A 26374-nucleotide genomic window follows, 5' to 3' on the forward strand; every position below is an offset into this window, starting at 1 on the left:
TAGATCAAAAGGGTTTCAACAAACCACTTATTTTAGGCGGCAATTAAAACCCATCTTGGTATCTACAATATTTTTTTCATAACCTAAACTTTGAATAAATTGATTTCGATCTGCTACTAACTGCTGATCGGCAGGGCTAAGACGCGCTTTATTTTTTTGAGCCAAGCTGTATGTTTCATTGACTAAGTCTTGATATAGCCCACATACTTCCTGACGCTTTGCTTTTTTCAATTGGCGACCACCATACCAAGACCTCTCAAAATCGTCGGCTTTTAGTGTTTTCCCCCATTCCTCAATACGCTGATTTTGTCTTTGCTGCATTTCCAGCATGCCCTGCTGTACTTCAGCCTTAGTAAAAGGCTTAATCACCTCAGCCTTCGGTACAACTGGAACATTTTCTGTAGTTGCAGTAACGGTGACTGGTATCTGTTCCGTTGTGGTTGATACGGTTGGATTAGCCCAACTCATTGATGAAATGAATCCGATCGCAATCACAACACCAAAAGCTTTTAAATTTATAGATTTCAAGTTTTAAGTACCCGTTTTATTTCTTCACAGTGTTCTTATACACATTTTTATATTGATGCTGAAGTTTTTAAGCCCGTATTTTACAAAACTTCATTGCTGTAAATGGTTCACTGTGTTCATTCCCAATAAAAAACCGCTCGATAGAGCGGCTTTTTGAACAGATCACACTTAGACCAATTCTTTAAAGTCTTGCTGACGCCAAGCTTCATATAAAATCACAGCAGTAGCATTAGACAAGTTTAAACTACGCGAATTTGGTGCCATCGGCAGGCGAATCCAATGTTCTTTTGGGAACATCATACGGACATCTTCCGGCAAACCACGTGTTTCTGGCCCCATCAACAGTGCCACAGGACGATTTAAATTAGAGGTATGCGGTGTTTCAAAACCTTTGGTGGTTAATGGATAAATGGCATCCATGTCAATACCTTGCGCTTTTAAGCCCGCAAGGCATTCTTCAAAGTTTTCCCACACTTTCATGTGTGCCCATTCATGATAATCCAAACCGGCGCGGCGGAGTTTTTTATCATCCAGCTCAAAACCTAATGGCTTGACCAAATGCAACTGCGCTCCAGTATTGGCACATAAACGAATGATATTCCCTGTATTTGCAGGAATTTCTGGCTCGTATAAAACAACATGGATCACAGTTTTTTTCTCTACTCTTTAGTTAAATAATGGCTTAAAGCTCAGGCTATAGTTACAAAGCTAAAGCATAAGTTTAGATGCTACGACAAGCGTTCGCTTATCCTCTTTGCTTAGCTTGCGCATTGCATATGAACTATACGAGAGCTTGCTTATCCTCTTTGCTCAGGCATAGCCTTCGCCTTGCATTTGGACAATTCAGCAGCCTGCTTATCCTCTTTGCTCAGGCATAGCCTTCGCCTTGCGCTCGGGCAACGCGTTGCGTTGCTTACCCTCGCTCATGCCATTGAAGTTGTTCACGCAGACTCACCACATCACCAATAATCGTCAATGTAGGCGCCTGAATTTGGTATTCACTGACTTTAGATGCAATATCTGCCAATGTCCCAACCACGACTTTTTGTTCAGGTGTCGTCCCTTTAGAAACCAATGCGACAGGCATATCTGGACGCTGCCCGTGCGCGATGAGTTTCTCACAAATTTTTTCTAGACCGACCAAGCCCATATACAGCACGAGCGTTTGATTTTGATAAACCAACTCATTCCAAGGTAGCTCCGGTGAACCTTCTTTGAGATGTCCTGTCAAGAAGCGTACACTTTGCGCATAATCACGATGCGTTAAAGGAATCCCTGCATAAGCCGAACATCCAGAGGCAGCAGTAATTCCCGGAACCACTTGGAAGGCAACGCCTGCCGCAAAGAGTTCCTGAATTTCTTCCCCGCCGCGACCAAAGATGAACGGATCTCCGCCTTTTAAGCGGCAAACGCGTTTTCCTTCACTTGCATATTTCACTAGTAAGGCATTAATGCCTTCCTGTGGCACTGCGTGATTCGATCGAGCTTTACCTACGTAGATTTTTTCGGCATCACGACGGCAGAGGTCCATAATTGGCTGTGAAACCAAACGATCGTAAATCACCACATCTGCTTGCTGCATTAAGCGTAAAGCTTTCAGAGTCAATAGCTCTGGATCACCCGGCCCCGCCCCAACCAAATACACCTCACCTTTCGGCTGTTTCCATTCCAATAAGGCTTGTTCAATCAAACAATTAGCTTCAGCTAAATTGTCGTTAAACACCTGTTCTTTCAGTGGACTTGCATACAAGTCTTCCCAAAAAATTCGACGTTTATCTGAATTAACAATTTTAGCTTTAACAGCTGCGCGCCATTGGCCTGAGAACTCAGCCAGTTTGCCCATGCCATGTGGAATTGAACTTTCTAACTGGGTGCGGATTTGGCGTGAAAGCACTGGCGATGTGCCATTAGATGCAACAGAGATGACCAGTGGAGAACGGTCAATGATCGCAGGAACCATAAAACGGCAATGCGGCGGATCATCGACACTATTAACCAAGACATTTTCAGCTTCGCAGGCTTCAAAAACCGCCTGATTGACCGCTTTGTCATTGGTTGCTGCAATCACTAAACGAAACTGACGCAGCGCAATGGCATTTTCTTGATAAACCGATTCGTGATAAATCGAGTTGAGATATTGACCTTGGGTTTTATTAACCAAGGTCAATAAATCATCTTCAATTTCGGGTGAGCAAACTGTCAGCTGAGCGCCCGCTTTTGCAAGCAGCACAGCCTTTCTATATGCAATTCGACCACCACCAACAATCAGACAAGGTTGCTGCTGCAACTTCAAAGAGATTGGAAAGATATCCACACACGACCTCAATAGTTTAAATCTGATTGTCTTAAGCAATTTTTGTGCACAAATGTATGCACTTTATCGACTATTAATCGATAAATTCAGCACCGCCCATATATGGACGAAGTACTGCTGGAATTTCAATTGAACCGTCTGCACGTTGATAGTTTTCCATCACGGCAAGTAAAGTACGACCAACTGCCAAACCTGAACCATTCAGCGTGTGTACAAACTCAGTTTTCTTTTGGTCAGTACGGTAACGTGCTTTCATGCGACGTGCTTGGAAGTCACCCATGCATGAGCAAGATGAAATTTCACGGTAGGTATTTTGACTTGGCACCCAAACTTCTAAATCATAAGTTTTGATTGCACCAAAGCCCATGTCTCCGCCACACAGAACGACTTTACGGTATGGTAAGCCTAATGCTTGAAGAATACCTTCGGCATGACCCGTTAATTCTTCCAACGCATCCATCGAAGTTTCAGGTTTTACAATCTGAACCATTTCTACTTTGTCAAATTGGTGTTGACGGATCAAACCACGTGTATCACGGCCATACGAACCCGCTTCACTACGGAAACATGGCGTATGCGCTGCATATTTTAATGGCAAACGTTCTGGGTCAATGATTTCATCACGCACGAAGTTAGTTACAGGAACTTCAGCTGTAGGAATCAAGTAATATTCTTTTTCGCCTTGAAGTTTGAATAAATCTTCTTCAAATTTAGGCAATTGGCCTGTACCACGTAAAGAATCTGCATTAACCAAATACGGTACATAAGCTTCTGTATAGCCATTTTCCAAGGTATGTGTATTTAACATAAATTGGGTAATTGCACGCTGTAAACGCGCCAATGGGCCTTTGAGTACGCTAAAACGAGTACCTGTCAATTTGGTTGCAGTTTCAAATTCTAAACCGCCCATCATTTCACCCAAGTCAGTATGGTCTTTGATCTCAAAATCAAACTGACGTGGTGTACCCCACTTTAGAACTTCAACATTGTCATTTTCGTCTTTGCCTTCTGGCACAGACTCATGAGGTAAATTTGGAATCGATAAAGATTTGGCTTCAAGTTCAGCCTGAAGCTCAGAAAGTGCAACTTCTGCGGCTTTAATTTCATCACCAATAGCAGACATACGTGCCATGATTTCAGATGCATCACCGCCAGCTTTTTTAATTTGACCAACTTGTTTTGCACCAGCATTACGTTCAGCTTGTAACGACTCAGTTTTAGACTGAATTTCCTTACGGCGAGCTTCAAGGTCTGCCCACTCTGCTACGTTAAGTTGAACACCACGTTTTGCTAAGGCTAAGTTTACAGCCTCAATATTATTTCTGAGTAATTTCGGGTCGATCATAGCCAATCTTAAATAAAGAAAAAAACTGGCTATAGTGTAAGCTCTTAACACTCAAAAATACAGTGACCGAGCTTACAGCTGCCCCTTATTAGACCAATAATCTTGCTTCAAATTGTCTTATTTGGTGTCGTAATTTGGCAAACTTGGTAAATATTCAGGTTTAAATAGACCTTTAGCCGTAAAATATGGAAGTTTTAGCTCAGGCATGCCCTCCGCATAACTCGCCAATTCATACAGTGGATAAGCAAATACAATCCCGTTCGCACCATAATAAAAATTATCGCTTAACTGAAGTTTTGAACGTTCAATATCATGACTATCTAACCACATATAGTTGGCATCAAAAAGTGCGCTAATCACTTTCGCATCTGCACCTTTGACCAAGACATCTTGTAAAGCCAAACGTTTTTTGGCTTTTAAATCAAAATTGACATATTCAACATGGGACATACCATGAGCCGCATGCACTGCGTAGGTATAGCTTTCGATTGCAAAAGTTGCGATATGTCCCCACTGACTAATATATCGAACAGAAGTGGTACTTTGACTTAGGCCTGCATCCGTCTTGTCTGATAAATCGATTTTTTGATTCGGCTCAGTTGAAAATGCAATCGGGTCTGCTTTTTTAATCCGATCAGTAAAATATTTATTAATCCAATCAACATTGGTTTCAACTGTTTGAATCCTATATTGGGTACAACCTTCCGCATCGCAAGCTTGAGCTTTTGGTAATTGCATCTCGACAGATTTAGATTGAATAAGTGGAGTCGCATCAGCGACGACCGCTGGCTTCTGTTCCGTTGTTTCACCTTCAACAGGTTCATTTCGAGGATGGCAGGCCGTTAATGACCCGATTAAAACCACAGCTGAAACAGCCCAAGCTATATTATTCATATGATTTTTTTTCATCCCAAAATTCCCTATAGCAACAGTCAAAACCACAAGTCACTTCATTTAAGCAAACTGTGAATATCAGCATACTACTAAATTTATCTTATATTCAGCTTGCTGGCTTTACATTTCTCCATAAAAAAAGCAGACGGATGTCTGCTTTTTTTCGATTATGAGAATTATTGATCAATAATGTCCGTACCTTTTGGAGGTACAAAATTAAAAGTTGACGCTGGAATAGACGCATTCACCTTCACATTATTGAAACGTACATGGGTTGTTTGACCTAATGAGTCTTGGAGAATCATTAAAGTCGGCGCATTTTTCGCACCAAAACTAATAGTTAAGCTTTGAAACACACCATCATCACTTTTTGGATATAAAGTGTAATAAGTTTTCGTCTTATTCGGCTGTGTAATACGATAAGACTTCATAATTTGAGCCGTATTACCCGACAATAATAATGCAGGCGTATTCGCAACTTGGTCATCTAAGCTTTGGCGTACTGCTTGTTGTAGGTCTGGGTCATAGATCCAAACTGTTTTACCTGTAGTCGCAATTGTTTGCTTAGATGGGCTGGTTGTTTCCCAATAGAATTTACCCGGACGCTGAACTTTCATGACCCCAGTAAAAGTTTGGTTCATATGCTGCGCACTTAAACCTTTCTTTTGAGTAGCTTTCGGGTTGGTCACTTTTGTAGTTTGCTGAAAGTTAGCAGTAAAACTTTTAATACCCGATAATTGTTTCACCAAATTGGCAGTTGCCTGCTGCTCCGACGCTGCAACTGGTGCCGCGAATACTGTCGTACTCATAACCGGTGCCAGTGTCGCTGCACCTAATGCCATAGCACAGATGGTTTTACGAAGCATTTTCATAGATTCACCTTTTATATTTGCATCAACGCAATTTGTTAGATGGCTCCATCTTAAACCACTTTCATTGACTAAATTTAGAGAAAATAAGAAGTTTTGTATGGTTATTAATGCAAATTGCTGTTTTTTATTCATCATGATGGAGAAATATAAAATAAAAAGGCACTTGATTTGATTCAAATGCCTTTCAAATAATTAAACCATGATTTAGCAATTTTAACATGCCAATATTGAGTTATTTCCATTGCCAACCGATCGATGCACCAGCGCCAAAGTCACCTTCAGAATTCCCTGTTGCAGCCAATTTATACACATATTTATTGGTTTCACTCACTCCACTGAAACCAACTGCATAGCCTTGTGAACCTTCCCAAGCCCCCATACCTACGCTAAACATGTTGTATCCGGCATCTGTGGGTTGCGGTAAGGAGGCGATTGCAATACTTGAAGCAACAGCACCGTAAACATTATCTTTAACTTTATTGAAATTATGGTTCAATTCATTCACACGTTGATTGGTATAACTATTGGCTTGATTAAGTACATTTGCCCCATGCTGATCTGTATATGCTTTTGAACTATTTAACACTTCTAGATCTGCTTGACGCATTTGTTTCACGTTTACCGCATCGGTGTCTGCCGTACCAGCTGCCACATGGATAATTTGCCGCTCTGCACCAGCCGAGCCAACGGAAACCGTATTATTGCGGTCAGAGCTTGAACCATTGCCAAGTACAACAGCATTATTTGCAGAGGTGTTGATATTGTTACCAACCACATAGGTATTATTACCAGTGACTGTATTATTGGTACCTAATGCACCAGATCCATCACCACTGACTGTATTGTTTACACCGAGGGCAATAGAATGATTACCATCAGCTTTATTACCTGCACCGACTGCAATCGCATCTTGTCCATTCGCAGTTGGTTTAGGTGCTGTATTGGCAACGTTTGATTGTATTTTAATGTACGGATCTGTTCCTTTTAAGCTCAACAACCATTCAACTTCAGTACCGACAAATCCATTTTTTATCGCAAGTTCATATGCACTGAAACCATTTTCACCAGTTAGTCCTTGTGCGCCAACTGCACCACGTAGACTTTCTAACCATTGGTCTTCATTGCCTTCATAACCATTGCTCACCGCAACTTGATAAGCACTTGCACCATCTAAACCATTGCTACCATTCAGACCGTTCAACCCATCCTTACCATCGATGCCGTCTCGGCCATTTAATCCATCTTTACCAGTAGCACCTGTAGCGCCTGTTGCTCCTGTATCGCCTTTGTCACCCTTAGCTCCGGTTGCACCTGTAGCGCCTGTTGCTCCAGTATCACCTTTATCACCAGCAGGACCTTGAGGACCTATTGGCCCTGCTGGACCAGGAATACCACTATTGCAACGATTACAAGTATGCCCAAGATGTGATGAACTACTCCCACCGGCCCATGCAATTGAACCTAGAGAAAGTAAAATACTCACAGCAAGTAATTTTGGTACAACTTTAATAGCGATTGAAGTTATTTCACCAAGTCCTAGTGTCTTTTCAAATGCAATTTGTTGGCTTTTATCAGGACAATTCCTTTTCTGATAGTCAGCATTGATAAAAACTGTATTCAATATTTTATTCATGTCCTTATCCTTTTTTTGTATTTGTACTCATCTATTACGCTCTTTATTTTTTGTGATTTAAATCGCTATTTATGGTGATTTATTGATATATACATCATTTGTAACAATCTAAAATAATACCTCACATTTTATTCAGACGAAAAAAAACCCGCAAAAAAATGCGGGTCTTTTTTCTATTCAAGCTTACGCTTCAACAGATACGTAGCGACGACCGAATTGGCCTTTCACTTCGAATTTTACAACGCCGTCAGCAGTTGCAAATAAAGTATGGTCACGGCCCATACCTACATTTACACCAGCGTGGAATTCAGTACCACGTTGACGAACGATGATGTTACCAGCAGTCACAGATTGACCGCCGTAGATTTTAACACCCAACATTTTTGGGTTCGAGTCACGACCGTTTTTAGTCGAACCACCGGCTTTTTTAGTTGCCATGTCTACTTACTCCTCGTAATTAGCCTGAAATAGCTGTAATTTTCAACTCAGTGAACCATTGACGGTGACCTTGTTGTTTACGATAGTGTTTACGACGACGCATTTTGATGATGCGGATTTTGTCGTGACGACCATGGCTAACTACTTCAGCAGTTACTTTAGCGCCAGCTACTACTGGTGCACCAATTTGAATGCTGTCACCGTTAACAAGCATCAACACGTCATCAAAAGTAACAGTTGAGCCAGTTTCAGCTTTCAATAATTCTACTTTAAGGGTTTCACCCTCAACTACACGGTGTTGTTTACCACCGCTTTGGATTACTGCGTACATTTAAGTACTCCAAACATGCCCGTGTTGTCGTGCCGGTAAAGGGATATACCGATCTTAAAACGATCGTCACTGGGGTTTCGCAAAGGCAAAGATTTTAAGGGATAACCCAAAAAACAACAAGTCATTTCCGTAAAATATTAGATGAGTATGCGTTTATTATATAAACAGTGTCATTAAAACCATTAAAATGAGTGCTCTATTTCACTTATCATGCTTTTGGCAAGGTTTGACATAGATTTTTAGCAACAATTCGCTAATATACACTGGACTGACATCAACAACATGCTGTTCAAACAACATGCTAAAGATAAAAGTCTGTTAAAAAATAAGTACAATACTTCCGCTTGATGAAAAAAATCACTTAAGATTAAGTCAATTGAGTAAGTTCTTATCTGTTATTCATATAACAAATTGCTACACTACGTCTGTAATTCAAAAATTATTGAGGTTTCTCTTCATATGACCATCGACTTTAAGCAAGATATTCTCGCGCCTGTTGCTACTGACTTTGCTGCGATGGACAAATTTATTAATGAAGGGATCACGTCTAAAGTTGCCTTGGTCATGGCAGTCAGTAAACATGTAGTCGAAGCAGGCGGTAAACGCATGCGTCCCATTATGTGCTTACTTGCAGCAAAGGCTTGTGGCGCAGAAGATTTAGAAAAACACCGTAAACTTGCAGCAATTATTGAAATGCTACATACCGCAACCTTGGTTCATGACGACGTAGTCGATGAATCGGGATTACGCCGTGGCCGCCCAACAGCAAATGCGACATGGAATAATCAAACTGCCGTACTTGTGGGTGATTTTTTGATTTCTCGCGCTTTTGATTTATTGGTGGATCTAGACAGCAAAGTATTACTCAAAGACTTTTCAACGGGTACCTGTGAAATTGCTGAAGGTGAAGTTTTACAACTTCAATCACAACACCAACCTGAAACTACTGAACAAACCTATTTAGATATTATTCACGGTAAAACATCACGTTTATTTGAGCTCGCTACCGAAGGTGCAGCGATTTTGACGGGTACACCAGAGTACCGTGAACCGCTTAGAAAATTTGCCGGACACTTTGGAAATGCCTTTCAAATTATTGACGATATTTTAGATTACACCTCAGATGCTGAAACATTAGGTAAAAATATTGGCGATGATTTGATGGAAGGTAAACCAACTTTACCTTTAATCTCTGCCTTAAAGAATACCACTGGCGAAGAACATGACATTATTCGCCGCAGTATTGCCACAGGTGGTACGGCAGATTTAGAGCGTGTTATTCAGATTGTACAAAGCTCTGGGGCACTTGATTATTGTAGCCAACGAGCGACTGAAGAAACTGAGGCAGCACTAGCCGCTTTAGCAGCGCTACCAGATACTGAATATCGTCAAGCTTTAATCAACCTCGCAAACTTGGCATTACACCGAATTCAATAATTAACAATATTCATCGTAATCCTCCTTGCCTATGCATATAAAACTCAATGATATCTTTTTGACCATGCAGCAACAGCTCGATACCCCTCGGGCTGTGCTGGATGAAAACTTGCTGATCGAATTGGTCAACCGAATTCGACCAGAAGATACAAAAAATACCGACGAAATTAAGAAAAAATTTCAGGCTTTCATCCAAGCTTTACTCATCACGCCAGATGCAGCCTCTACCCTGCAAAGTTTTGTCCTAAAACTCATTAGCCGATATAAACAAACCAGTTTATATGCGGACACGGGTATTTTGTCTCTCGATGGTTTTTGGGGACAACTGTTCCAACGGCTTGGCGCACATTTTCTTCCTCTGATCAATGACGAAACTCAATTACAAGATTTAGTCCGTCGAGTTTTTTATCGTCATAGCGACAAATATTGGCTGGACAGTATTGATGATCAGCAATGGATGCAGCTATTGCGACTGTTTAACCAAGGTCATAGCAATCAGGAAGAAAAAAAGAAAATTCGCCGTGAGTTAATTAAAGCCATTACCGTTTTGTCCTATCGGGTAAGTGGTATTGGCTTATATCCTGAATTTATTAATGCACAGCCTGAACTGACCGAATATGAATCACCATTTTTGGTGCAAAACCGCGAAATAAATGATTTTATTCAGCAGTATAAAAAGCTGCATCAAAGTGCTGAAGAAATGAGTGCTGTGCTACCGCCAGATGCTTCTCAAGCGTTGGTAATGCTGGAACAATGTCGTGATGTGGTGCTGAAGATTCGGCGTGCGACCAAACGAATTGGTGTAAGTGTCAGCCTGACTTACTTATTGTCGCTTTTAGAACAGTGTTTAGATCGCTTAGAAATCTTACTCAACCTGATTGTTGAAGAAGATGATGTCCGCTATGTGTCTATGGGTAGTTTACTCAGTGATGTGACGTCAGCGATTTATAGCGAGCGCAGTGTGCGCGATTTGCTCGCCACCAATAGTGAATTGGTTGCCCTACAAGTCACCGAAAACGCAAGTAAAACCGGCGAACACTATGTAAGTACGGACAAACAAGGCTTTATGAGCATGTACCGGTCTGCGGCAGGTGCCGGTGTGATCATTGCGTGTATGGCAACTTTAAAAGTACTGATGACACGTTTGACAATGGCTCCTTTAATGCAAGCCATTTCATACAGCCTAAATTACTCTCTCGGCTTTATGCTGATTCATGTCTTACATTTTACTGTTGCCACTAAACAGCCTGCGATGACAGCTGCCGCCCTTGCCTCGACGGTTCAGCATCGTAAAGGCTCGAAAATGGCGCAGATTGCCGAACTTGCCGCGCTAATTATTAACATCATTCGAACCCAGTTTATTGCAATCTTAGGCAACATCAGTATTGCGATTCCTGTTGCAGCATTGATCGCATTAAGTTGGGACATGGCTTTACATGAGCCATTAATGAATCATGCAAAAGCAGCTAAAACCTTACACGACCTCAATCCATTTACCTCATTGGCTGTGCCACATGCTGCGATTGCTGGGGTATGTTTGTTTTTATCAGGTTTGCTTGCTGGATACTTTGACAACATGGCGATCTATCGCAAAGTTGGACCACGGATTCAAGCACATCCAAAGTTAAAACGCATCATGGGTCAAGAGAGACTGGATAAGCTTGCCGCTTACATTGAGCGAAACTTAGGTGCTTTAGCAGGTAACTTCTTATTCGGGATCATGCTGGGCAGTATGGGAACAATTGGATTTATTTTTGGTTTACCTTTAGATATTCGCCATATCGCCTTCGCCTCGGCCAACTTCATTCAAGGCCTCATCAATATTAATGGTTCACCAGACATTGGCTTAATCATTGTGTCATTCTTAGGGGTTATTCTGATCGGTCTGACTAACTTATTCGTCAGTTTCACGTTAACCATTATTGTGGCACTACGGGCACGTCGCGTAAGATTTGAACAATGGAAACCACTGGCTAAACTGGTGATGACTCATTTTCTAACGCGACCAAGTGATTTTTTCTGGCCACCGAAAACCCCACTTGAAGTTGAAGATGGCACACAAGCCAGTAAGAACAATCATTAGCAGATTTGTGTTTTATTTTAGTAAGATGTAAATGAACACAAAAAATAAAATCAGTATGATTTACACATACTTGAAATAAAGTGTACTGATGAGTACACTTTAGTCCATTAATTAACCGAGCTCAAACCGGTTAAAATGACAAGGAATAAAATATGCCACGAACGCTACTGTTTGTTGGTTTTTTTGCATTAATTATCAGTGTGTTGTCGCTTTATTCTACCTATTTAAATCTATTAGATTTAAATATCGTGGAATGGATGAGTCAGCACCGTATTGCTGTTTTTAATCAAATTGCCATCGGACTTTCGGCGCTAGGCGGCATGCCTTTTGTATTATTTTTCACCACGCTATGGTGTTTACACTTTGCGTGGTATAAAAAATACACAGAGATTGTTTTTATCAGTATAGGGATCTTTGGAAGTATCGGCCTTGCATGGTTGCTTAAATTTACGTTCACCAGACCGCGACCCCCAGAAATGTACCATCTTGTAGCGTCTTACGGGAGTTCATTCCCAAGTGCACACAGTTGTTATGCTGCATCGCTTGCGTGTCTTATGATCTTGATTTACCGACAACATGCTCAACATCGCTTGATCACCATTTTGGCATTGTTATGGATGCTGTGTATGGGTGTTTCGCGAGTATATGTTGGGGTTCATTTTCCGACAGATGTCTTATCCGGTTGGAGCATAAGTTTTATTTGGATCGCGCTACTTTATTTGAGTTACATCAAAATCAGTAAAGCGTAAACAAATGAATAATTTAGATAAATATCTAATTGAGGTGGAACAATGATGTCTGCAAAGCTTTGGGCTCCTGCCCTGACTGCTTGCGCATTGGCAACAAGTATTGCACTTGTTGGTTGTAGCAAAGATCCTAAAGATGCACAGCAAGCTGCTGCTGCACAGCAAATGCCACCAACTGAAGTCGGTGTCATTGTTGCCCAACCGCAAAGCGTTGAACAATCTGTTGAACTTTCAGGCCGTACATCTGCCTATGAAATTTCAGAAGTACGTCCACAAACCAGTGGTGTAGTACTGAAACGTCTATTTGCAGAAGGTAGCTATGTTCGCGAAGGACAAGCCTTGTACGAGATCGACTCGCGTACAAACCGTGCTTCAGCTGACAGTGCTCGTGCTGCTTTAACACGTCAACAAGCAAACCTAAACGTGTTACGTGTTAAAGAAGGTCGTTACCGTCAGCTTGTGGGATCAAATGCGATTTCAAAACAAGAATACGACGATATTGTTGCTCAAGTTAAACTGGCTGAAGCAGACGTTGCTGCATCTCAGGCAGAACTTAAAAATGCAGAAATTAATTTAGGTTATTCAACTGTACGTGCGCCAATTTCGGGTCAAACAAACCGTTCAACTGTGACTGCTGGTGCATTAGTTACTGCATCTCAGGCTGATCCATTAGTCACAATTCAACGTCTTGATCCAATGTACGTTGACATTAACCAATCAAGTGCTGAACTTCTTCGCTTACGTCAACAATTAAGCCAAGGCAACTTGGACAGCAGTAATAACACCAAAGTGAAATTACGTCTTGAAGATGGTAGCGAATACCCAATTGAAGGTCGTCTTGCATTTTCTGATGCGAGTGTAAACCCAGATACAGGTACGGTTACGCTTCGCGCTGTGTTCTCTAACCCGAACCATTTATTACTTCCGGGTATGTTTGCCAATGCTCGCATCGTTCAAGGTGTGATTCCAAATGCTTACCTGATTCCACAAGCTGCTATTACACGTACTCCTACAGGTCAAGCGATTGCAATGATTGTGAATGCAAAAGGTGCTGTTGAATCTCGTCCTGTAACAACAGTCGGTACTCAAGGTGCAAACTGGATCGTGACTCAAGGCTTAAACACTGGCGATAAAGTGATTGTTGACGGTATTGCGAAAGTTAAGCCAGAACAACAAGTTGTAGCCAAACCGTATCAACCTCAGGCTGCTGCACCTCAAGGTGCGCAACAACCTGCTGCAGCAAAGCCAGATGCTAAAGTTGCAGAACAAGCAGCACCTAAATCTGAACAAAAAGCTACTTCAAACGCATAGGGAGTAGACTGAATGGCTCAATTCTTTATTCATCGCCCCATTTTTGCGTGGGTGATTGCATTGGTAATTATGCTAGCGGGTGTACTCACGCTATCTAATATGCCAATTGCACAGTATCCGACCATTGCGCCGCCAACGGTTTCAATCTCTGCGACTTACCCTGGTGCGTCTGCAGAAACAGTTGAAAACACCGTAACCCAAATCATTGAACAACAAATGAATGGTTTGGATGGCTTACGTTATATTTCGTCAAACAGTGCGGGTAACGGTCAAGCATCTATTACATTGAACTTTGAACAAGGGATCGATCCAGATATCGCCCAAGTTCAAGTCCAAAACAAACTCCAGTCTGCGACAGCGCTATTACCTGAAGACGTACAACGTCAAGGTGTAAAAGTCACCAAATCTGGCGCAAGCTTCCTACAAGTTGTAGCATTCCACTCACCATCGGGTAAGTTGACTGCGGACGACATTAAGGACTATGTAAACTCGAATATTTCTGAACCTCTCAGCCGTGTGGCAGGTGTAGGTGAAGTCCAAGTATTCGGTGGTTCTTATGCGATGCGTATTTGGCTAGATCCAGCCAAAATGGCAAACCTGAAAGTTACACCGAGTGATGTGGCTGCGGCTATCCGTACACAGAATGCTCAGGTTGCTGTTGGTCAGTTAGGCGGTGCGCCTGCAACTGAAGGTCAAGTACTGAACGCGACAGTTACAGCACAAAGTTTGTTGCAAACACCAGAGCAGTTTAAAAACATTTTCCTGCGTAACAGTAGTGATGGTGCTCAAGTACGTTTAGGTGATGTTGCACGTGTTGAATTAGGTGCTGACAACTATCAGTTCGACTCTAAGTTCAACAACAAACCTGCTGGTGGTGTAGCGATCAAACTAGCAACTGGTGCAAACGCATTAGATACAGCCGAAGCTGTTGAAGCACGTTTAAAAGAACTACGTCCAAACTACCCTGAAGGTTTAGAAGACACGCTTGCATTTGATACGACTCCATTCATTAAGTTATCGATTGAAAGTGTTGTACATACCCTTGTAGAAGCCGTGATTCTTGTATTCTTTGTGATGTTCTTATTCTTACAGAACTGGCGCGCAACGATTATTCCGACATTGGCTGTACCTGTAGTGGTATTGGGTACTTTTGCTGTCATTAACATGTTTGGTTTCTCGATCAACACACTCACCATGTTCGCGATGGTACTGGCGATTGGTCTCCTCGTGGATGATGCGATTGTTGTCGTAGAGAACGTTGAACGTGTCATGGTTGAAGATCATCTTGACCCAGTGACTGCAACTGAAATCTCAATGAAACAGATCTCGGGTGCCTTAATCGGTATTACCTCTGTGTTAACCGCTGTATTCGTGCCGATGGCATTTTTCGGTGGTACAACAGGTGTAATTTATCGTCAGTTCTCAATCACACTGGTAACAGCAATGATTCTGTCATTGATTGTGGCATTGACCTTTACCCCTGCCCTATGTGCGACCATGTTGAAACAACATGATCCAAACAAACCTGAAAGCAACAACATCTTTGCCCGTTTCTTCCGTTGGTTTAACAGCTCTTTTGATAAAGTTGCGCATAAATACCAAGGCGGCGTGAACTTCATGACACACCACAAGATTTTCTCTGGTGTGATTTATGCAGTTGTAATCGGCTTATTAGTGCTTTTATTCCAAAAGTTACCATCATCATTCTTACCTGAAGAAGACCAAGGTGTTGTAATGACACTGGTACAGTTACCACCGAATGCCTCACTTGAGCGTACGGATAAAACTGTCACTGCAATGACCGATTACTTCCTGAAAAACGAAGAAAAATATGTCGATTCTGTATTCAGTGTTGCCGGTTTCTCGTTCACAGGTGTAGGTCAAAACGCAGGTCTTGCATTCATCAAGTTAAAAGATTGGGAAGACCGTACATCACCTGAATCTCAAGTGGGTGCGATTATTCAACGTGGTATGGCATTGAACATGATCGTGAAGGATGCTTCATACATCATGCCAATCCAATTACCAGCAATGCCTGAATTGGGTGTAACTGCCGGCTTCAACTTGCAGTTAAAAGCTTCTGCAGGTCAAACCCATCAACAACTTATCGATGCCCGTAATATGGTGCTCGGTATGGCTGCTCAAGATAAACGCCTCATGGGTGTTCGTCCTAACGGTCAAGAAGATACACCACAGTACAAAATCACGATTGACCAAGCTCAAGCCGGTGCAATGGGTGTGAGTATTTCTGAGATTAACACTACAATGGGTATGGCATGGGGTGGTTCTTACATCAATGACTTCGTTGACCGTGGTCGTGTGAAGAAAGTCTATGTACAAGGTGAAGCTGCGGCACGTATGATGCCTGAAGACCTGAGCCAGTGGTATGTCCGTAACAACCAAGGCACAATGGTTCCATTCTCGACCTTCGCTACTGGTGAATGGACTTATGGTTCACCACGTCTTGAACGTTATAACGGTATCGCATCTGTGAACATTCAAGGTTCACCGGGTGTGGGTGTAAGTTCGGGCGACGCGATGAAAGCGATGGAAGAAATTGTACAAAAACTTCCTTCGATGGGCGTTCAAGGCTTTGACTATGAATGGACTGGTCTATCTCTAGAAGAACGTGAGTCTGGCGCACAAGCACCATTCCTATACGCACTTTCATTGTTAATCGTCTTCCTATGTCTTGCTGCCTTGTATGAAAGCTGGTCTATTCCGTTCTCAGTATTACTGGTTGTACCATTAGGTGTATTGGGTGCGTTATTACTGACTTTCCTTGGAATGGTGTTCTTCAAAAATCCAAACTTGGCGAATAACATTTACTTCCAGGTGGCTATTATTGCCGTCATTGGTTTGTCCGCGAAGAATGCGATCTTGATCGTAGAATTCGCCAAAGAACTTCAAGAAAAAGGTGAAGATCTGTTTGACGCAACATTGCATGCCGCTAAAATGCGTCTACGTCCAATTATCATGACCACTTTAGCCTTTGGTTTTGGTGTACTTCCGCTTGCGCTTTCTTCAGGTGCAGGTGCAGGTAGCCAGCACTCCGTAGGTTATGGTGTATTGGGTGGTGTAATCAGTTCTACCCTACTTGGTATCTTCTTTATTCCTGTGTTCTATGTATGGATCCGAAGTATCTTTAAGTACAAACCAAAACAACAAAATAATCAGGAGCATTTATCGTGATGCAAAATGTATGGTCTATTGCAGGTCGTAGCATTGCGGTTTCTTCACTTGCGCTTGCTTTGGCTGCCTGCCAAAGCATGCGTGGTCCAGAGCCGGTTGTTCAGACCAATATCCCCGAAAGCTACACAGCAAGTGCTTCTGGTACTTCTGTTGCTGAACAAGGATATAAAGATTTCTTTGCTGACCAACGTCTGGTACAAGTTCTTGACTTAGCTTTAGCCAATAACCGTGACCTACGTACGGCTGCTTTAAATATTGAACGTGCACAGCAACAGTATCAAATCACTGCCAATGGTCAATTACCAACCATTGGTGCAAGTGGTAGTGTACTTCGTCAAGACACGTTGAATACACAAAAGCCTATCACCTCTTATAATGTCGGTTTAGGTGTCACTGCCTATGAACTTGATTTTTGGGGTCGTGTACGTAGCTTAAAAGACAACGCTTTAGACAGTTACCTTGCAACTGCAAGTGCCCGTGATGCAACACAAATTGCGTTGATCGGTCAAGTGGCTCAAGCATGGTTAAACTATGCATACGCTAACTCAAACTTGAAGCTTGCGGATCAAACCTTAAAGGCTCAGCTTGAATCTTACAACCTCAACAAAAAGCGTTTTGATGTCGGTATTGACAGTGAAGTTCCTGTTCGTCAGGCTCAAATTTCTGTAGAAACTGCACGTAATGATGTTGCGAATTACAAGACTCAAATTGCTCAAGCGCAAAACTTATTGAACCTATTAGTGGGTCAACAAGTGCCTGCGAACTTGCTGCCGAACCAACGTGTCAGTCGAATTACTTCGACCAATACCATTGGTTCAGGTATTCCAAGTGACTTGTTGAACAACCGTCCAGATGTACGTGCAGCTGAATATAAACTGTCTGCTGCTGGTGCGAACATTGGTGCAGCTAAAGCACGTCTGTTCCCTACGATTAGTCTGACAGGTTCAGCGGGTTATGCTTCAACGGACTTAGGTGATCTATTTAAATCAGGCAACTTTGTATGGTCTGCTGGCCCTAGCCTAGATATTCCAATTTTCGACTGGGGTACACGTCAGGCAAATATTAAAGTTTCTGAAACTGACCAGAAAATTGCATTGTCTGATTATGAAAAATCAGTTCAGTCAGCTTTCCGTGAAGTGAATGATGCGCTTGCAGTTCGCCAAAACATTGGTGACCGTATTGCAGCACAGCGCCGTTTAGTTGATGCAACCAACACAACGTACAAACTATCAAATGCTCGCTTCCGTGCTGGTATTGATAGCTACTTAACTGTACTGGATGCGCAGCGTGCATCTTATGCAGCTGAGCAAGGTTTGTTGTTGCTTGAACAAGCAAATCTCAACAACCAAGTTGAATTGTATAAAACACTTGGTGGTGGTATCAAAGCCAACACTTCTGATGCTGTGCAATACCAACCTTCTACTGCCGAACGTAAAGCAGCATCAAAACAATAATTTGATTTAGCCTAGCCAGTAATATTTGAAAAGCTCACTTCGGTGGGCTTTTTCATTTTTAGATCGAAGCTTTAAAATAAAAATGAATTTATTGCTTTTTGCTAAAGAGTTTTCTATCTTCAATTCACCTTTTTATATTGATAACTAAAAATGCTTTTAAGTAATCTTGAATCTGTTCCGGGTCATACCATTACACAACAACTTGATGTCGTTTATGGCAGTACTGTCCGCAGTAAACATGTTGGTCGTGACTTTATGGCTGGCCTAAAAAATATCGTGGGTGGTGAACTCAAAGGTTATACAGAACTACTCGAAGAATCCCGTCAAGAAGCTATGAGCCGTATGATTGATAAAGCACGTGCCTTAGGCGCGAATGCGGTCGTCGGTATCCGTTTTTCAACCTCAAATATTGCTCAAGGCGCCTCTGAATTATTTGTGTATGGCACGGCTGTTCGCGTAGAAGCCAACTCAGCAAAACTCCCAGACCCATTTCCAACTCAGGACTAAGTCATGGATGCCTTTATTTTTAAAGTCCTGATCTTTGTGGTGCTCTTTTGTATTGGTTGGGGCTTCGGTCGCCATATCGAACAAAAACATCTCAAAGAACTCGAAGCTCAAGAAAAGCGATTGGCACATATTCGCATAGACAACAACCGCTTTAAAACTACTGAACATTTCGGACAACTTATTTCGAGTAATGTAGTGATTTCACATGATTATTTTAAATATGTGATTGCCAATATTCAGAACTTCTTTGGCGGACGTTTAACCAGTTATGAAAGCATCGTCGATCGGGCACGTCGTGAAGCCGTGGTGCGTTTAAAGCAAGAAGCTGAAAAGATGGGCGCAAACCAAATTATGGGCTTACGTTTAAGCACCACTGAGTTGGGTATGCAAGGTGGCATGGTCGAAGTCTTTGCGTATGGAACAGCAATTCAAAAGAGAGACATCTGATCTCTCTACTTCTCCCCAATTCATTTTTACTATTTAATTTACTTTACACAATGTGTTTTCAAACTCTTCATAACTCACATTTTCATTGCGACAAACTTTAAAGCAAACTTCATTAAATTTCTTTTCATCAATATTTGGATCATGATAACTAAATGCAACATCTCCAGCATAAGCACGTGCCAGATCTTGCACCACAATGTCAGCTTTACATCCATATAAAGTTGGACATGCCTCTAATGTTCCTTCGTAATACTCTTTACACTGAGTCGGTTCAACATCCACCTTATTGGGTTTTTGCATCGACACATTTAAACCATTTTCATTCATTAGAAGAAAATATTGAAGTTTTCTAAATGGTTTTAAGTCAATCTCGAGTCCCGAATGATTGATACGAGCCAATTGATCTTTGTAAGAATTATGATCATCTGAGATTAACTCTGCATTACCAGCTTTGTCGATTTTGATAAAGCTATAGTTGACAGGCATATATGCGCCACTCCCCTTATGTGCAATCACTTCGATCAAATGATCTTTCGCAATAAATGCGCCCGTAAATACAGTCGATTCAACACTGGTCAGCAACTTACCTTTCACTAAAACACAATATCCAAAACATTGATCTTTGAATATAGCCTGATCGCCTTTAAAATCATCAACAGGATGAAATTCAGCTCGCCATTTAAAATCACCAATTTTATTCGAGCTATAAGGTAATTTATCAACATCTGAATCTTGAGGATTTTGACTGTAATACTCAGACTTCAATAATCCTTTTTCATCAAACAGTGCTTCGATCGGTAACCACCCCTCATTTGGTCCTCGCATAACAACTTCTGCACTCGCCGCTTCAACTTTAGGTTCAATCTCAACAGATTCAATAACTGGTTCTGATACAGTTCCTATTTCTTTTTCAGGCTTTTCGAGCGTTGACTTCTGCTCAATTTTTTGAGTTTTCTGTTTAAAATAAAAATATGCCACTGTACCGATTGCACCAATGATTGCGCACAAAATGATGGCTATTCCCCATTTGTTAAAATTATTCTTTTTCATTTCTTATAATCTCGTTACTCATTAAAAAAGTCACTGTTAAGAGTGACTTTTAAACTATTTAAACTTGATAAAATTTACTTCACTTTGGTTTTACGAATCATTTTATATAACGTTGTTGGTGATAATCGAGATACCCAAACACCGAGCTTTTCTTTAGAACCACCCACCACGATGTATTCTTCCCCACGTTGTAAAGATTGCACCACCGTTTCGGCAAACTCATTGGCTTCTAGACCATTTTCAATAGCTTCATCCTGATGCCCTTGTGGCTTGCCTGCACCATTGAGTGCATTAAATGAAACATTGGTTTTGACAAATCCGGGGAATATCACCGATACGCCCACCCCTTGATCCGCAACTTCCGCACGTAGACTGTTCGCCCACATATGAATGGCAGCTTTTGCAGCAGAATAGGTCGCGCGGTATTGTGTCCCTAATAAGCCTGCAACACTTGAAACAAAAGCAATTCGACCAGACTTTTGTGCTAAAAATGTCGGTAAAACGGTTTTGGTTAAATAGACTTGCGAAAAATAATCGACTTCCATGATGGCACGTTCAGTTTGCATAGTCGTATCCGTAATCAATGCACGCTGACTCAATCCCGCATTATTGATTAGCCAGTCAATTCGACCTTTATGCGCAAGGACTTGTTCATAAGCATGGCGAACTTGTTCTTCATTGGTAATATCTGCACACACTGAAAGATGCTGATCTGGATGTAATAATGAAACACGGACTTTTTCCAACTCTTCAAAACGACGTGCGGTCAAAATGACCTGCGCCCCTTGCAAAGCACATTCTTTTGCTAAAGCTTCACCCAAACCTGACGATGCCCCAGTAATCCATACCACTTTTCCGTTCAAATCATCACGTTTTGCCATTTTGACATCCTTTTAAATAACTAATTTATTCATTTATATATATTTTATGCTTTACGTAGTACAGGCTCATTGTTCAAAAACACCATAAAATGATCAAAGTAATGACTCATCGATTGTGCATCATAAATTTTGCCGAGTTTATCAAAACGTTTATAACCGAGTTGCGTGGTGAGATTGATGACACCGGTTAAAGTTTTATCCACCACCATATTAAATTTCAGCATTTTTTTTGGTTCTCGCACCAAATGCGTCACCCCGGCATCGACCACTTGTGTAAATGCCTTCAATGCGAGTGGGACATATTGATTCTGCCCTTCTTTCATTTGACTGACATAGGCAAGCAAGTCGGTTGCTAAAGAGGCATCGATCGGATAATGCATATAATGCTGACCATCTTTGCTGTAAAAACGTCCATATAAATAATTTACCATCGGTACAAGGCGGTCATTGCCAAAAAAAGACACCGACCACGGCATATATTTACGGGTCGTTTCACGTATTTGCTGAATAATTTTTTCGGATTCATTGTCTCCAGACTTATTCATGCGCGCCATTTGGCCAAAAACTTGATCTAAAATTTCACATGCAATATCCGCTAAATTATCCCCTAAGGCTTTGGACTGACTTTCTGTTTCACCTGCATTGAGTTTTTGATGAATCGTCTCAAAACGTTGATATGTCGTAGGTTGAATCTTTAAAGAAATAGAATAAGTCATTTGATATTGCTCCTTTTATCTTAGTTTTGGGATCAATGGATACTTCTTATCTTAGGTCCTATCATACGGACTCTTTTATTTACTGCCAAATCCTAAAAGTTAACATTCGCCCAACATCCCTAATTCACCATTTTTTTTGCTACAATAGATCTAATTTTTTATCCACTTTTGATCTGTTTAGACTATGACTGATTCAGCGCAAAATATTGCTACGACCTACGATCCGACCGAGATCGAAAAAAAATGGTACAAGACTTGGGAAGAGAGAGGCTACTTCAAGCCATCTCAAAAAGGTGATTCATTCTGTATTATGATTCCGCCACCAAACGTCACTGGTAGCTTGCACATGGGTCATGGTTTTAACAATGCCATTATGGATGCGTTGACTCGTTATAACCGCATGTCTGGCAAAAATACCCTTTGGCAGCCGGGTACCGACCATGCAGGTATCGCAACGCAAATGGTTGTTGAACGTCAATTGGGTGCTGAAGGCATCAGCCGTCACGACCTTGGCCGTGAAAAGTTCATCGAAAAAGTGTGGGAATGGAAAGAACAATCTGGCGGGAACATTACCCGTCAAATTCGTCGTCTAGGCTCATCTGTAGACTGGTCACGTGAACGCTTCACCATGGACGAAGGTCTTTCTAACGCGGTTAAAGAAGTATTTGTTAAGCTACATGAAGAAGGCTTAATTTACCGTGGTAAACGCCTCGTAAACTGGGACCCTAAACTACAAACTGCCCTTTCTGACTTAGAAGTTGAGTCTGATAAAGAAGAAGCAGGTTCACTTTGGCACTTCAAATATTTCTTTGAAGACAAATCAATCCGCACCCATGACGGCAAAGATCACATTGTTGTGGCGACAACACGTCCTGAAACATTGCTTGGCGATACAGCTGTTGCGGTTGCGCTTGATGATGAACGCTATGCAGCGCTTGTAGGCAAAAACATCATCCTACCTATTACAGGCCGTGCTGTTCCTATCGTAAAAGACGAATATGTAGACAAAGAATTTGGTACAGGCTGTGTGAAAATCACCCCTGCGCACGACTTCAATGACTATGAAGTGGGCAAACGCTGTGAACTTCCAATCATCAACATCTTCAACAAAAATGCTGAAGTGCTGGCTGAGTTTGAATACATCGCAAAAGCGGGCGAGCAAATTTCTAAAACCATTCCTGCACCTGCGGATTACATTGGTTTAGAACGTTTTGAAGCACGTAAAAAATTGGTTGCTCAAGCGGAAGCTGAAGGCTGGTTAGACCAAATTCAACCATATACCTTGAAGCCACCTCGCGGTGACCGTTCAGGTGTGATCGTTGAACCATTACTGACTGACCAATGGTATGTGAAGATCGCTCCGCTTGCTGAACCTGCAATCAAAGCTGTGAAAGATGGCGAGATCAAATTTGTACCTGAGCAATACAGCAACATGTACATGGCTTGGATGAACAACATTCAAGACTGGTGTATTTCGCGTCAATTGTGGTGGGGTCACCGTATTCCAGCTTGGTACGATGCTGAAGGCAACGTATTTGTCGGTCGCGACGAAGCTGAAGTTCGTGCGAAAAACGGCATTGCACCTGAAGTTGAATTGAAACAAGACGAAGACGTGCTTGATACATGGTTCTCTTCTGGTCTTTGGACGTTCTCAACTTTAGGTTGGACTGGTGACGCGGCGAAAGATAAAGAAAACTATTTCTTAAATACTTTCCACCCGACTGATGTACTAGTAACAGGTTTCGACATCATCTTCTTCTGGGTTGCCCGCATGATCATGATGACCATGCACTTCATGAAAAATGAAGATGGCACACCGCAAGTTCCGTTCAAAACAGTGTACGTTCACGGTTTGGTACGTGATGGCGAAGGTCAGAAAATGTCTAAATCTAAGGGTAACGTACTTGACCCATTAGACTTGATTGACGGTGTTGACCTTGAAACTTTAGTACAAAAACGTACAACTGGTTTGATGAACCCGAAACAAGCGTCGAAGATTGAGAAATCAACGCGTAAAGAATTCCCTGAAGGTATTCAATCTTACGGTACTGACGCTGTACGTTTCACATTCTGTGCGCTTGCCAACACTGGCCGTGACATTAAGTTCGACATGAAACGTGTTGAAGGCTACCGTAACTTTGCCAACAAGATCTGGAACGCAACGCGTTTCGTGATGATGAACTGCGAAGAGCAAGTGATTGGTATCGATGCTCGTCAAGACCTTTGGGAATTGCCTGAACAGTGGATCGTGAGCCGTCTGCAAAAAGCGGAACAAGCGGTGCAAACAGCATTTGCAACCTACCGTTTAGACTTGGCTGCACAAGCGATTTACGAGTTCATTTGGAATGAATACTGTGACTGGTATGTAGAACTCACTAAGCCAGTTCTCAATGACGAAAACGTATCTGTTGAGCGTAAAGCTGAAGTACGTCGTGTACTGCTTGCTGTAATGGAAGCATCGTTACGTTTGGCTCATCCATTGATGCCTTACCTAACAGAAGAAATCTGGCAAACACTTGCGCCGAAACTGAACATTTCTGGCGAAACAATCATGTTAGCTCAGTACCCTGTTGCTGACCAAGCATTAATTAATGACCAAGCTGAAGCAGATATGCAATGGCTGCAAGGTTTGATTGGTGCGGTACGTAATATCCGTGGTGAAATGGGCTTAGGTAATGCGCGTTTGTTGCCTGTTCTTCTTCAAAATACAACGGATGCTGAAAAAGCACAAATCGCACGTATTGAACCATTGTTTAAAGCATTGGCAAAAGTTGAAAGCATTACTTTCCTTGCTGACAGTGAACAACCGCCATTGTCTTCTTCATCTGTCGTTGGTCACGTGTCTGTATTCGTTCCAATGAAGGGCTTAATTGACCCTAAAGCGGAATTGGGTCGTCTGCAAAAAGACTTAGACAAGGTTCAAAAACAGCATGACCAAATTGCCACTAAACTTGGTAATGAAGGTTTTGTAGCGAAAGCGCCTGCTGCGGTAGTTGAGGGTGAGAAAGTTAAACTTGCTGAGTTTGCCGATCAGTTAGCGAAGATTAAAGCGAATATGGAGCAGATTGCAGCGCTTTAATGTGTTGTTAGTTAGATCTAATTTGTGTATAAAGGGCTGATTATTCAGCCCTTTATTTTATAATCTTTATTGCATTAAACACTAAAGACTATAAAATAGCCTCTCTAAAAAAATGCAATCTAATAAAGAGGCGTATGAATTCAGAATTCTTAAAAACAGTTCAAAAATTTTTAGGAATTATTAGCTTTATTACAGCAATAATTTTAATTGGACTTTATCTCTTTTTCTCATATCTTCTGAGTTCTGATCCTTTTTCATGGTCAAAAACTTTTTTCTCATTAGGAAAAGATGTATCGAATGCATTAATTCCAACTTTAATAATTCTATCTGTTTCATTATTACTCTTAAAATCATTAACAGATTTCTTCGAAAATCAACGTGATGAAAAATTGATTGATGATATTGCTCGAAGAACACTAGATGAAGTAAAGCCATATTTTAATAATGATTGGAAAACTCAAGATTTTTTTAAGAATAAAAATTGGAAACTTCTATTTCAAAATCATAAGAAAGTTACCGTTGTGACCCATTATTTTGATTCATGGATATCTAGTCATTCAAAGACATTAGAAGCTTTTTTAAAAAAAGGAGGTGAATTAGAATTTATCCTTCCTGATGAAAACAATAATGAACATCTTAAAATTATAGCTAGCCGTTTCAATAAGTCTCCTATGGATATAAAAACTAAGATTAATAACTGTAAAACAAAATTGGATGGCATCCATAAAAAAGTGAATAAGAAAGGAACGATAAAAATCATCTACAGCACTAAATTTCACTGGAACTTCTTTATGCTTTTCGATGAAAAATTACTCATAATTTCACCATATGAGGGTAGTGTTGACGTATCAAGTGACTCACCGGCTTTAGAGTTTTCTTTATCTAAAAATGATCAAGTTAAGACTTGGATTTTAAAGGAAATCCAAAGTTTACGTTCTTAGCTAATCCACCCCAGCTCTCCTCCATAGTGAGAGAGAGCATCTTTTAATTTAATGCAAATGTGAATTTTATATTGAGGTTTCCTCTGCTTGTAGGAGATGAGCAGCACTGCCGTGCAAGGGAGAGGTACTTTTAGCTTTATTCATTATTACTTCATCCCTCACCCCCCGCCTTCTC

Annotated in this window: 22 protein-coding genes; 10 read left to right on the forward strand and 12 right to left on the reverse strand. The window is 41.4% G+C overall.

The features are described 5' to 3' along the window. Positions 1-27 precede the first annotated feature (27 nt). The 9 genes from FTU62_RS02760 to rplU all read right to left on the reverse strand — a co-directional run bounded on the left by FTU62_RS02760 (position 28) and on the right by rplU (position 8355). Positions 28-528 (reverse strand): hypothetical protein, encoded by a 501-nt coding sequence (locus FTU62_RS02760; protein ID WP_218948566.1) that lies wholly within the window; start codon positions 526-528, stop codon positions 28-30. Positions 529-696: 168 nt separating this feature from the next. Continuing rightward, on the reverse strand, positions 697-1176 hold the full coding sequence (locus FTU62_RS02765; protein ID WP_180025806.1) for a tRNA (cytidine(34)-2'-O)-methyltransferase: 480 nt from the start codon (positions 1174-1176) through the stop codon (positions 697-699). 265 nt (positions 1177-1441) lie between these two features. Beyond that, entirely contained in the window at positions 1442-2842 is a 1401-nt protein-coding gene (gene cysG, locus FTU62_RS02770) for a siroheme synthase CysG (RefSeq protein ID WP_180101776.1), read from the reverse strand. Between the two features lie 73 nt (positions 2843-2915). Next, complete coding sequence (gene serS, locus FTU62_RS02775; RefSeq protein ID WP_078192204.1) at positions 2916-4187, reverse strand: serine--tRNA ligase; 1272 nt, start codon at positions 4185-4187, stop codon at positions 2916-2918. 117 nt (positions 4188-4304) lie between these two features. After that, positions 4305-5096, reverse strand: coding sequence for an RsiV family protein (locus tag FTU62_RS02780; protein WP_180101777.1), 792 nt, complete (start codon positions 5094-5096; stop codon positions 4305-4307). 161 nt (positions 5097-5257) lie between these two features. Beyond that, positions 5258-5953: an outer membrane lipoprotein chaperone LolA gene (gene lolA / locus FTU62_RS02785; RefSeq protein WP_111885313.1), complete on the reverse strand. Its 696-nt coding sequence runs from the start codon at positions 5951-5953 to the stop codon at positions 5258-5260. 232 nt (positions 5954-6185) lie between these two features. Further along, positions 6186-7586, reverse strand: a complete 1401-nt coding sequence (locus FTU62_RS02790) for a YadA-like family protein (RefSeq protein ID WP_218948568.1) — start codon at positions 7584-7586, stop codon at positions 6186-6188. 183 nt (positions 7587-7769) lie between these two features. Next, entirely contained in the window at positions 7770-8024 is a 255-nt protein-coding gene (gene rpmA / locus FTU62_RS02800) for a 50S ribosomal protein L27 (protein WP_067764378.1), read from the reverse strand. Between the two features lie 19 nt (positions 8025-8043). Then, positions 8044-8355 carry a 50S ribosomal protein L21 gene (gene rplU / locus FTU62_RS02805; protein ID WP_078191390.1) on the reverse strand — a complete coding sequence of 104 codons (312 nt, stop codon included), beginning with the start codon at positions 8353-8355 and terminating at the stop codon, positions 8044-8046. A gap of 459 nt (positions 8356-8814) precedes the next feature. Here rplU and sdsA point away from each other — a divergent pair, with 459 nt between their 5' ends. The 8 genes from sdsA (at position 8815) to FTU62_RS02845 (ending at position 19532) form a co-directional block, all read left to right on the forward strand. Continuing rightward, entirely contained in the window at positions 8815-9792 is a 978-nt protein-coding gene (gene sdsA / locus FTU62_RS02810) for an All-trans-nonaprenyl-diphosphate synthase (protein ID WP_078191391.1), read from the forward strand. Positions 9793-9823: 31 nt separating this feature from the next. Next, positions 9824-11875 carry a site-specific recombinase gene (locus FTU62_RS02815; protein WP_180101778.1) on the forward strand — a complete coding sequence of 684 codons (2052 nt, stop codon included), beginning with the start codon at positions 9824-9826 and terminating at the stop codon, positions 11873-11875. A gap of 152 nt (positions 11876-12027) precedes the next feature. Further along, complete coding sequence (locus FTU62_RS02820) at positions 12028-12624, forward strand: phosphatase PAP2 family protein (RefSeq protein WP_180101779.1); 597 nt, start codon at positions 12028-12030, stop codon at positions 12622-12624. 42 nt (positions 12625-12666) lie between these two features. Then, complete coding sequence (locus FTU62_RS02825) at positions 12667-13932, forward strand: efflux RND transporter periplasmic adaptor subunit (RefSeq protein ID WP_180101780.1); 1266 nt, start codon at positions 12667-12669, stop codon at positions 13930-13932. A gap of 12 nt (positions 13933-13944) precedes the next feature. After that, complete coding sequence (locus FTU62_RS02830) at positions 13945-17124, forward strand: efflux RND transporter permease subunit (RefSeq protein ID WP_111885287.1); 3180 nt, start codon at positions 13945-13947, stop codon at positions 17122-17124. Further along, positions 17124-18578: a multidrug efflux RND transporter AdeIJK outer membrane channel subunit AdeK gene (gene adeK, locus FTU62_RS02835; protein WP_180034600.1), complete on the forward strand. Its 1455-nt coding sequence runs from the start codon at positions 17124-17126 to the stop codon at positions 18576-18578. The genes FTU62_RS02830 and adeK overlap by 1 nt, the downstream gene beginning before the upstream one ends. Before the next feature lie 150 nt (positions 18579-18728). Then, entirely contained in the window at positions 18729-19085 is a 357-nt protein-coding gene (locus tag FTU62_RS02840; protein WP_078192212.1) for a YbjQ family protein, read from the forward strand. A gap of 3 nt (positions 19086-19088) precedes the next feature. After that, complete coding sequence (locus FTU62_RS02845; protein ID WP_078192213.1) at positions 19089-19532, forward strand: YbjQ family protein; 444 nt, start codon at positions 19089-19091, stop codon at positions 19530-19532. Positions 19533-19565: 33 nt separating this feature from the next. Here the strand turns inward: FTU62_RS02845 and FTU62_RS02850 are convergent, their stop codons facing one another. From FTU62_RS02850 to FTU62_RS02860, 3 genes are all read right to left on the reverse strand, one after another. Continuing rightward, positions 19566-20582, reverse strand: a complete 1017-nt coding sequence (locus FTU62_RS02850) for a hypothetical protein (protein WP_180101781.1) — start codon at positions 20580-20582, stop codon at positions 19566-19568. A 74-nt stretch (positions 20583-20656) separates the two neighbouring features. Further along, positions 20657-21463, reverse strand: a complete 807-nt coding sequence (locus tag FTU62_RS02855; protein ID WP_078191399.1) for an SDR family oxidoreductase — start codon at positions 21461-21463, stop codon at positions 20657-20659. A 44-nt stretch (positions 21464-21507) separates the two neighbouring features. Continuing rightward, positions 21508-22179, reverse strand: a complete 672-nt coding sequence (locus tag FTU62_RS02860; RefSeq protein WP_180101782.1) for a hypothetical protein — start codon at positions 22177-22179, stop codon at positions 21508-21510. 184 nt (positions 22180-22363) lie between these two features. Between FTU62_RS02860 and FTU62_RS02865 the strand changes: the two genes are divergently transcribed. Further along, the gene (locus FTU62_RS02865) at positions 22364-25258 is read left to right on the forward strand and encodes a valine--tRNA ligase (protein ID WP_180101783.1); all 2895 of its coding nucleotides are present in this window, start codon (positions 22364-22366) and stop codon (positions 25256-25258) included. A 134-nt stretch (positions 25259-25392) separates the two neighbouring features. After that, positions 25393-26199 (forward strand): hypothetical protein, encoded by an 807-nt coding sequence (locus FTU62_RS02870; RefSeq protein ID WP_180101784.1) that lies wholly within the window; start codon positions 25393-25395, stop codon positions 26197-26199. Positions 26200-26374 lie beyond the last annotated feature (175 nt).

It is taken from the genome of Acinetobacter sp. YH12126, assembly GCF_013418745.1.
GTDB lineage: Bacteria > Pseudomonadota > Gammaproteobacteria > Pseudomonadales > Moraxellaceae > Acinetobacter > Acinetobacter amyesii.

Excerpts from the sequence above, each read along its gene's own strand:
- serS (WP_078192204.1), bottom strand. The coding sequence starts at position 4,187 with ATGATCGACCCGAAATTACTCAGAAATAATATTGAGGCTGTAAACTTA.
- FTU62_RS02780 (WP_180101777.1), bottom strand. The coding sequence starts at position 5,096 with ATGAAAAAAAATCATATGAATAATATAGCTTGGGCTGTTTCAGCTGTG.
- lolA (WP_111885313.1), bottom strand. The coding sequence starts at position 5,953 with ATGAAAATGCTTCGTAAAACCATCTGTGCTATGGCATTAGGTGCAGCG.
- FTU62_RS02790 (WP_218948568.1), bottom strand. The coding sequence starts at position 7,586 with ATGAATAAAATATTGAATACAGTTTTTATCAATGCTGACTATCAGAAA.
- rpmA (WP_067764378.1), bottom strand. The coding sequence starts at position 8,024 with ATGGCAACTAAAAAAGCCGGTGGTTCGACTAAAAACGGTCGTGACTCG.
- rplU (WP_078191390.1), bottom strand. The coding sequence starts at position 8,355 with ATGTACGCAGTAATCCAAAGCGGTGGTAAACAACACCGTGTAGTTGAG.
- sdsA (WP_078191391.1), top strand. The coding sequence starts at position 8,815 with ATGACCATCGACTTTAAGCAAGATATTCTCGCGCCTGTTGCTACTGAC.
- FTU62_RS02815 (WP_180101778.1), top strand. The coding sequence starts at position 9,824 with ATGCATATAAAACTCAATGATATCTTTTTGACCATGCAGCAACAGCTC.
- FTU62_RS02820 (WP_180101779.1), top strand. The coding sequence starts at position 12,028 with ATGCCACGAACGCTACTGTTTGTTGGTTTTTTTGCATTAATTATCAGT.
- FTU62_RS02825 (WP_180101780.1), top strand. The coding sequence starts at position 12,667 with ATGATGTCTGCAAAGCTTTGGGCTCCTGCCCTGACTGCTTGCGCATTG.
- FTU62_RS02830 (WP_111885287.1), top strand. The coding sequence starts at position 13,945 with ATGGCTCAATTCTTTATTCATCGCCCCATTTTTGCGTGGGTGATTGCA.
- adeK (WP_180034600.1), top strand. The coding sequence starts at position 17,124 with ATGCAAAATGTATGGTCTATTGCAGGTCGTAGCATTGCGGTTTCTTCA.
- FTU62_RS02840 (WP_078192212.1), top strand. The coding sequence starts at position 18,729 with ATGCTTTTAAGTAATCTTGAATCTGTTCCGGGTCATACCATTACACAA.
- FTU62_RS02845 (WP_078192213.1), top strand. The coding sequence starts at position 19,089 with ATGGATGCCTTTATTTTTAAAGTCCTGATCTTTGTGGTGCTCTTTTGT.
- FTU62_RS02850 (WP_180101781.1), bottom strand. The coding sequence starts at position 20,582 with ATGAAAAAGAATAATTTTAACAAATGGGGAATAGCCATCATTTTGTGC.
- FTU62_RS02855 (WP_078191399.1), bottom strand. The coding sequence starts at position 21,463 with ATGGCAAAACGTGATGATTTGAACGGAAAAGTGGTATGGATTACTGGG.
- FTU62_RS02860 (WP_180101782.1), bottom strand. The coding sequence starts at position 22,179 with ATGACTTATTCTATTTCTTTAAAGATTCAACCTACGACATATCAACGT.
- FTU62_RS02865 (WP_180101783.1), top strand. The coding sequence starts at position 22,364 with ATGACTGATTCAGCGCAAAATATTGCTACGACCTACGATCCGACCGAG.
- FTU62_RS02870 (WP_180101784.1), top strand. The coding sequence starts at position 25,393 with ATGAATTCAGAATTCTTAAAAACAGTTCAAAAATTTTTAGGAATTATT.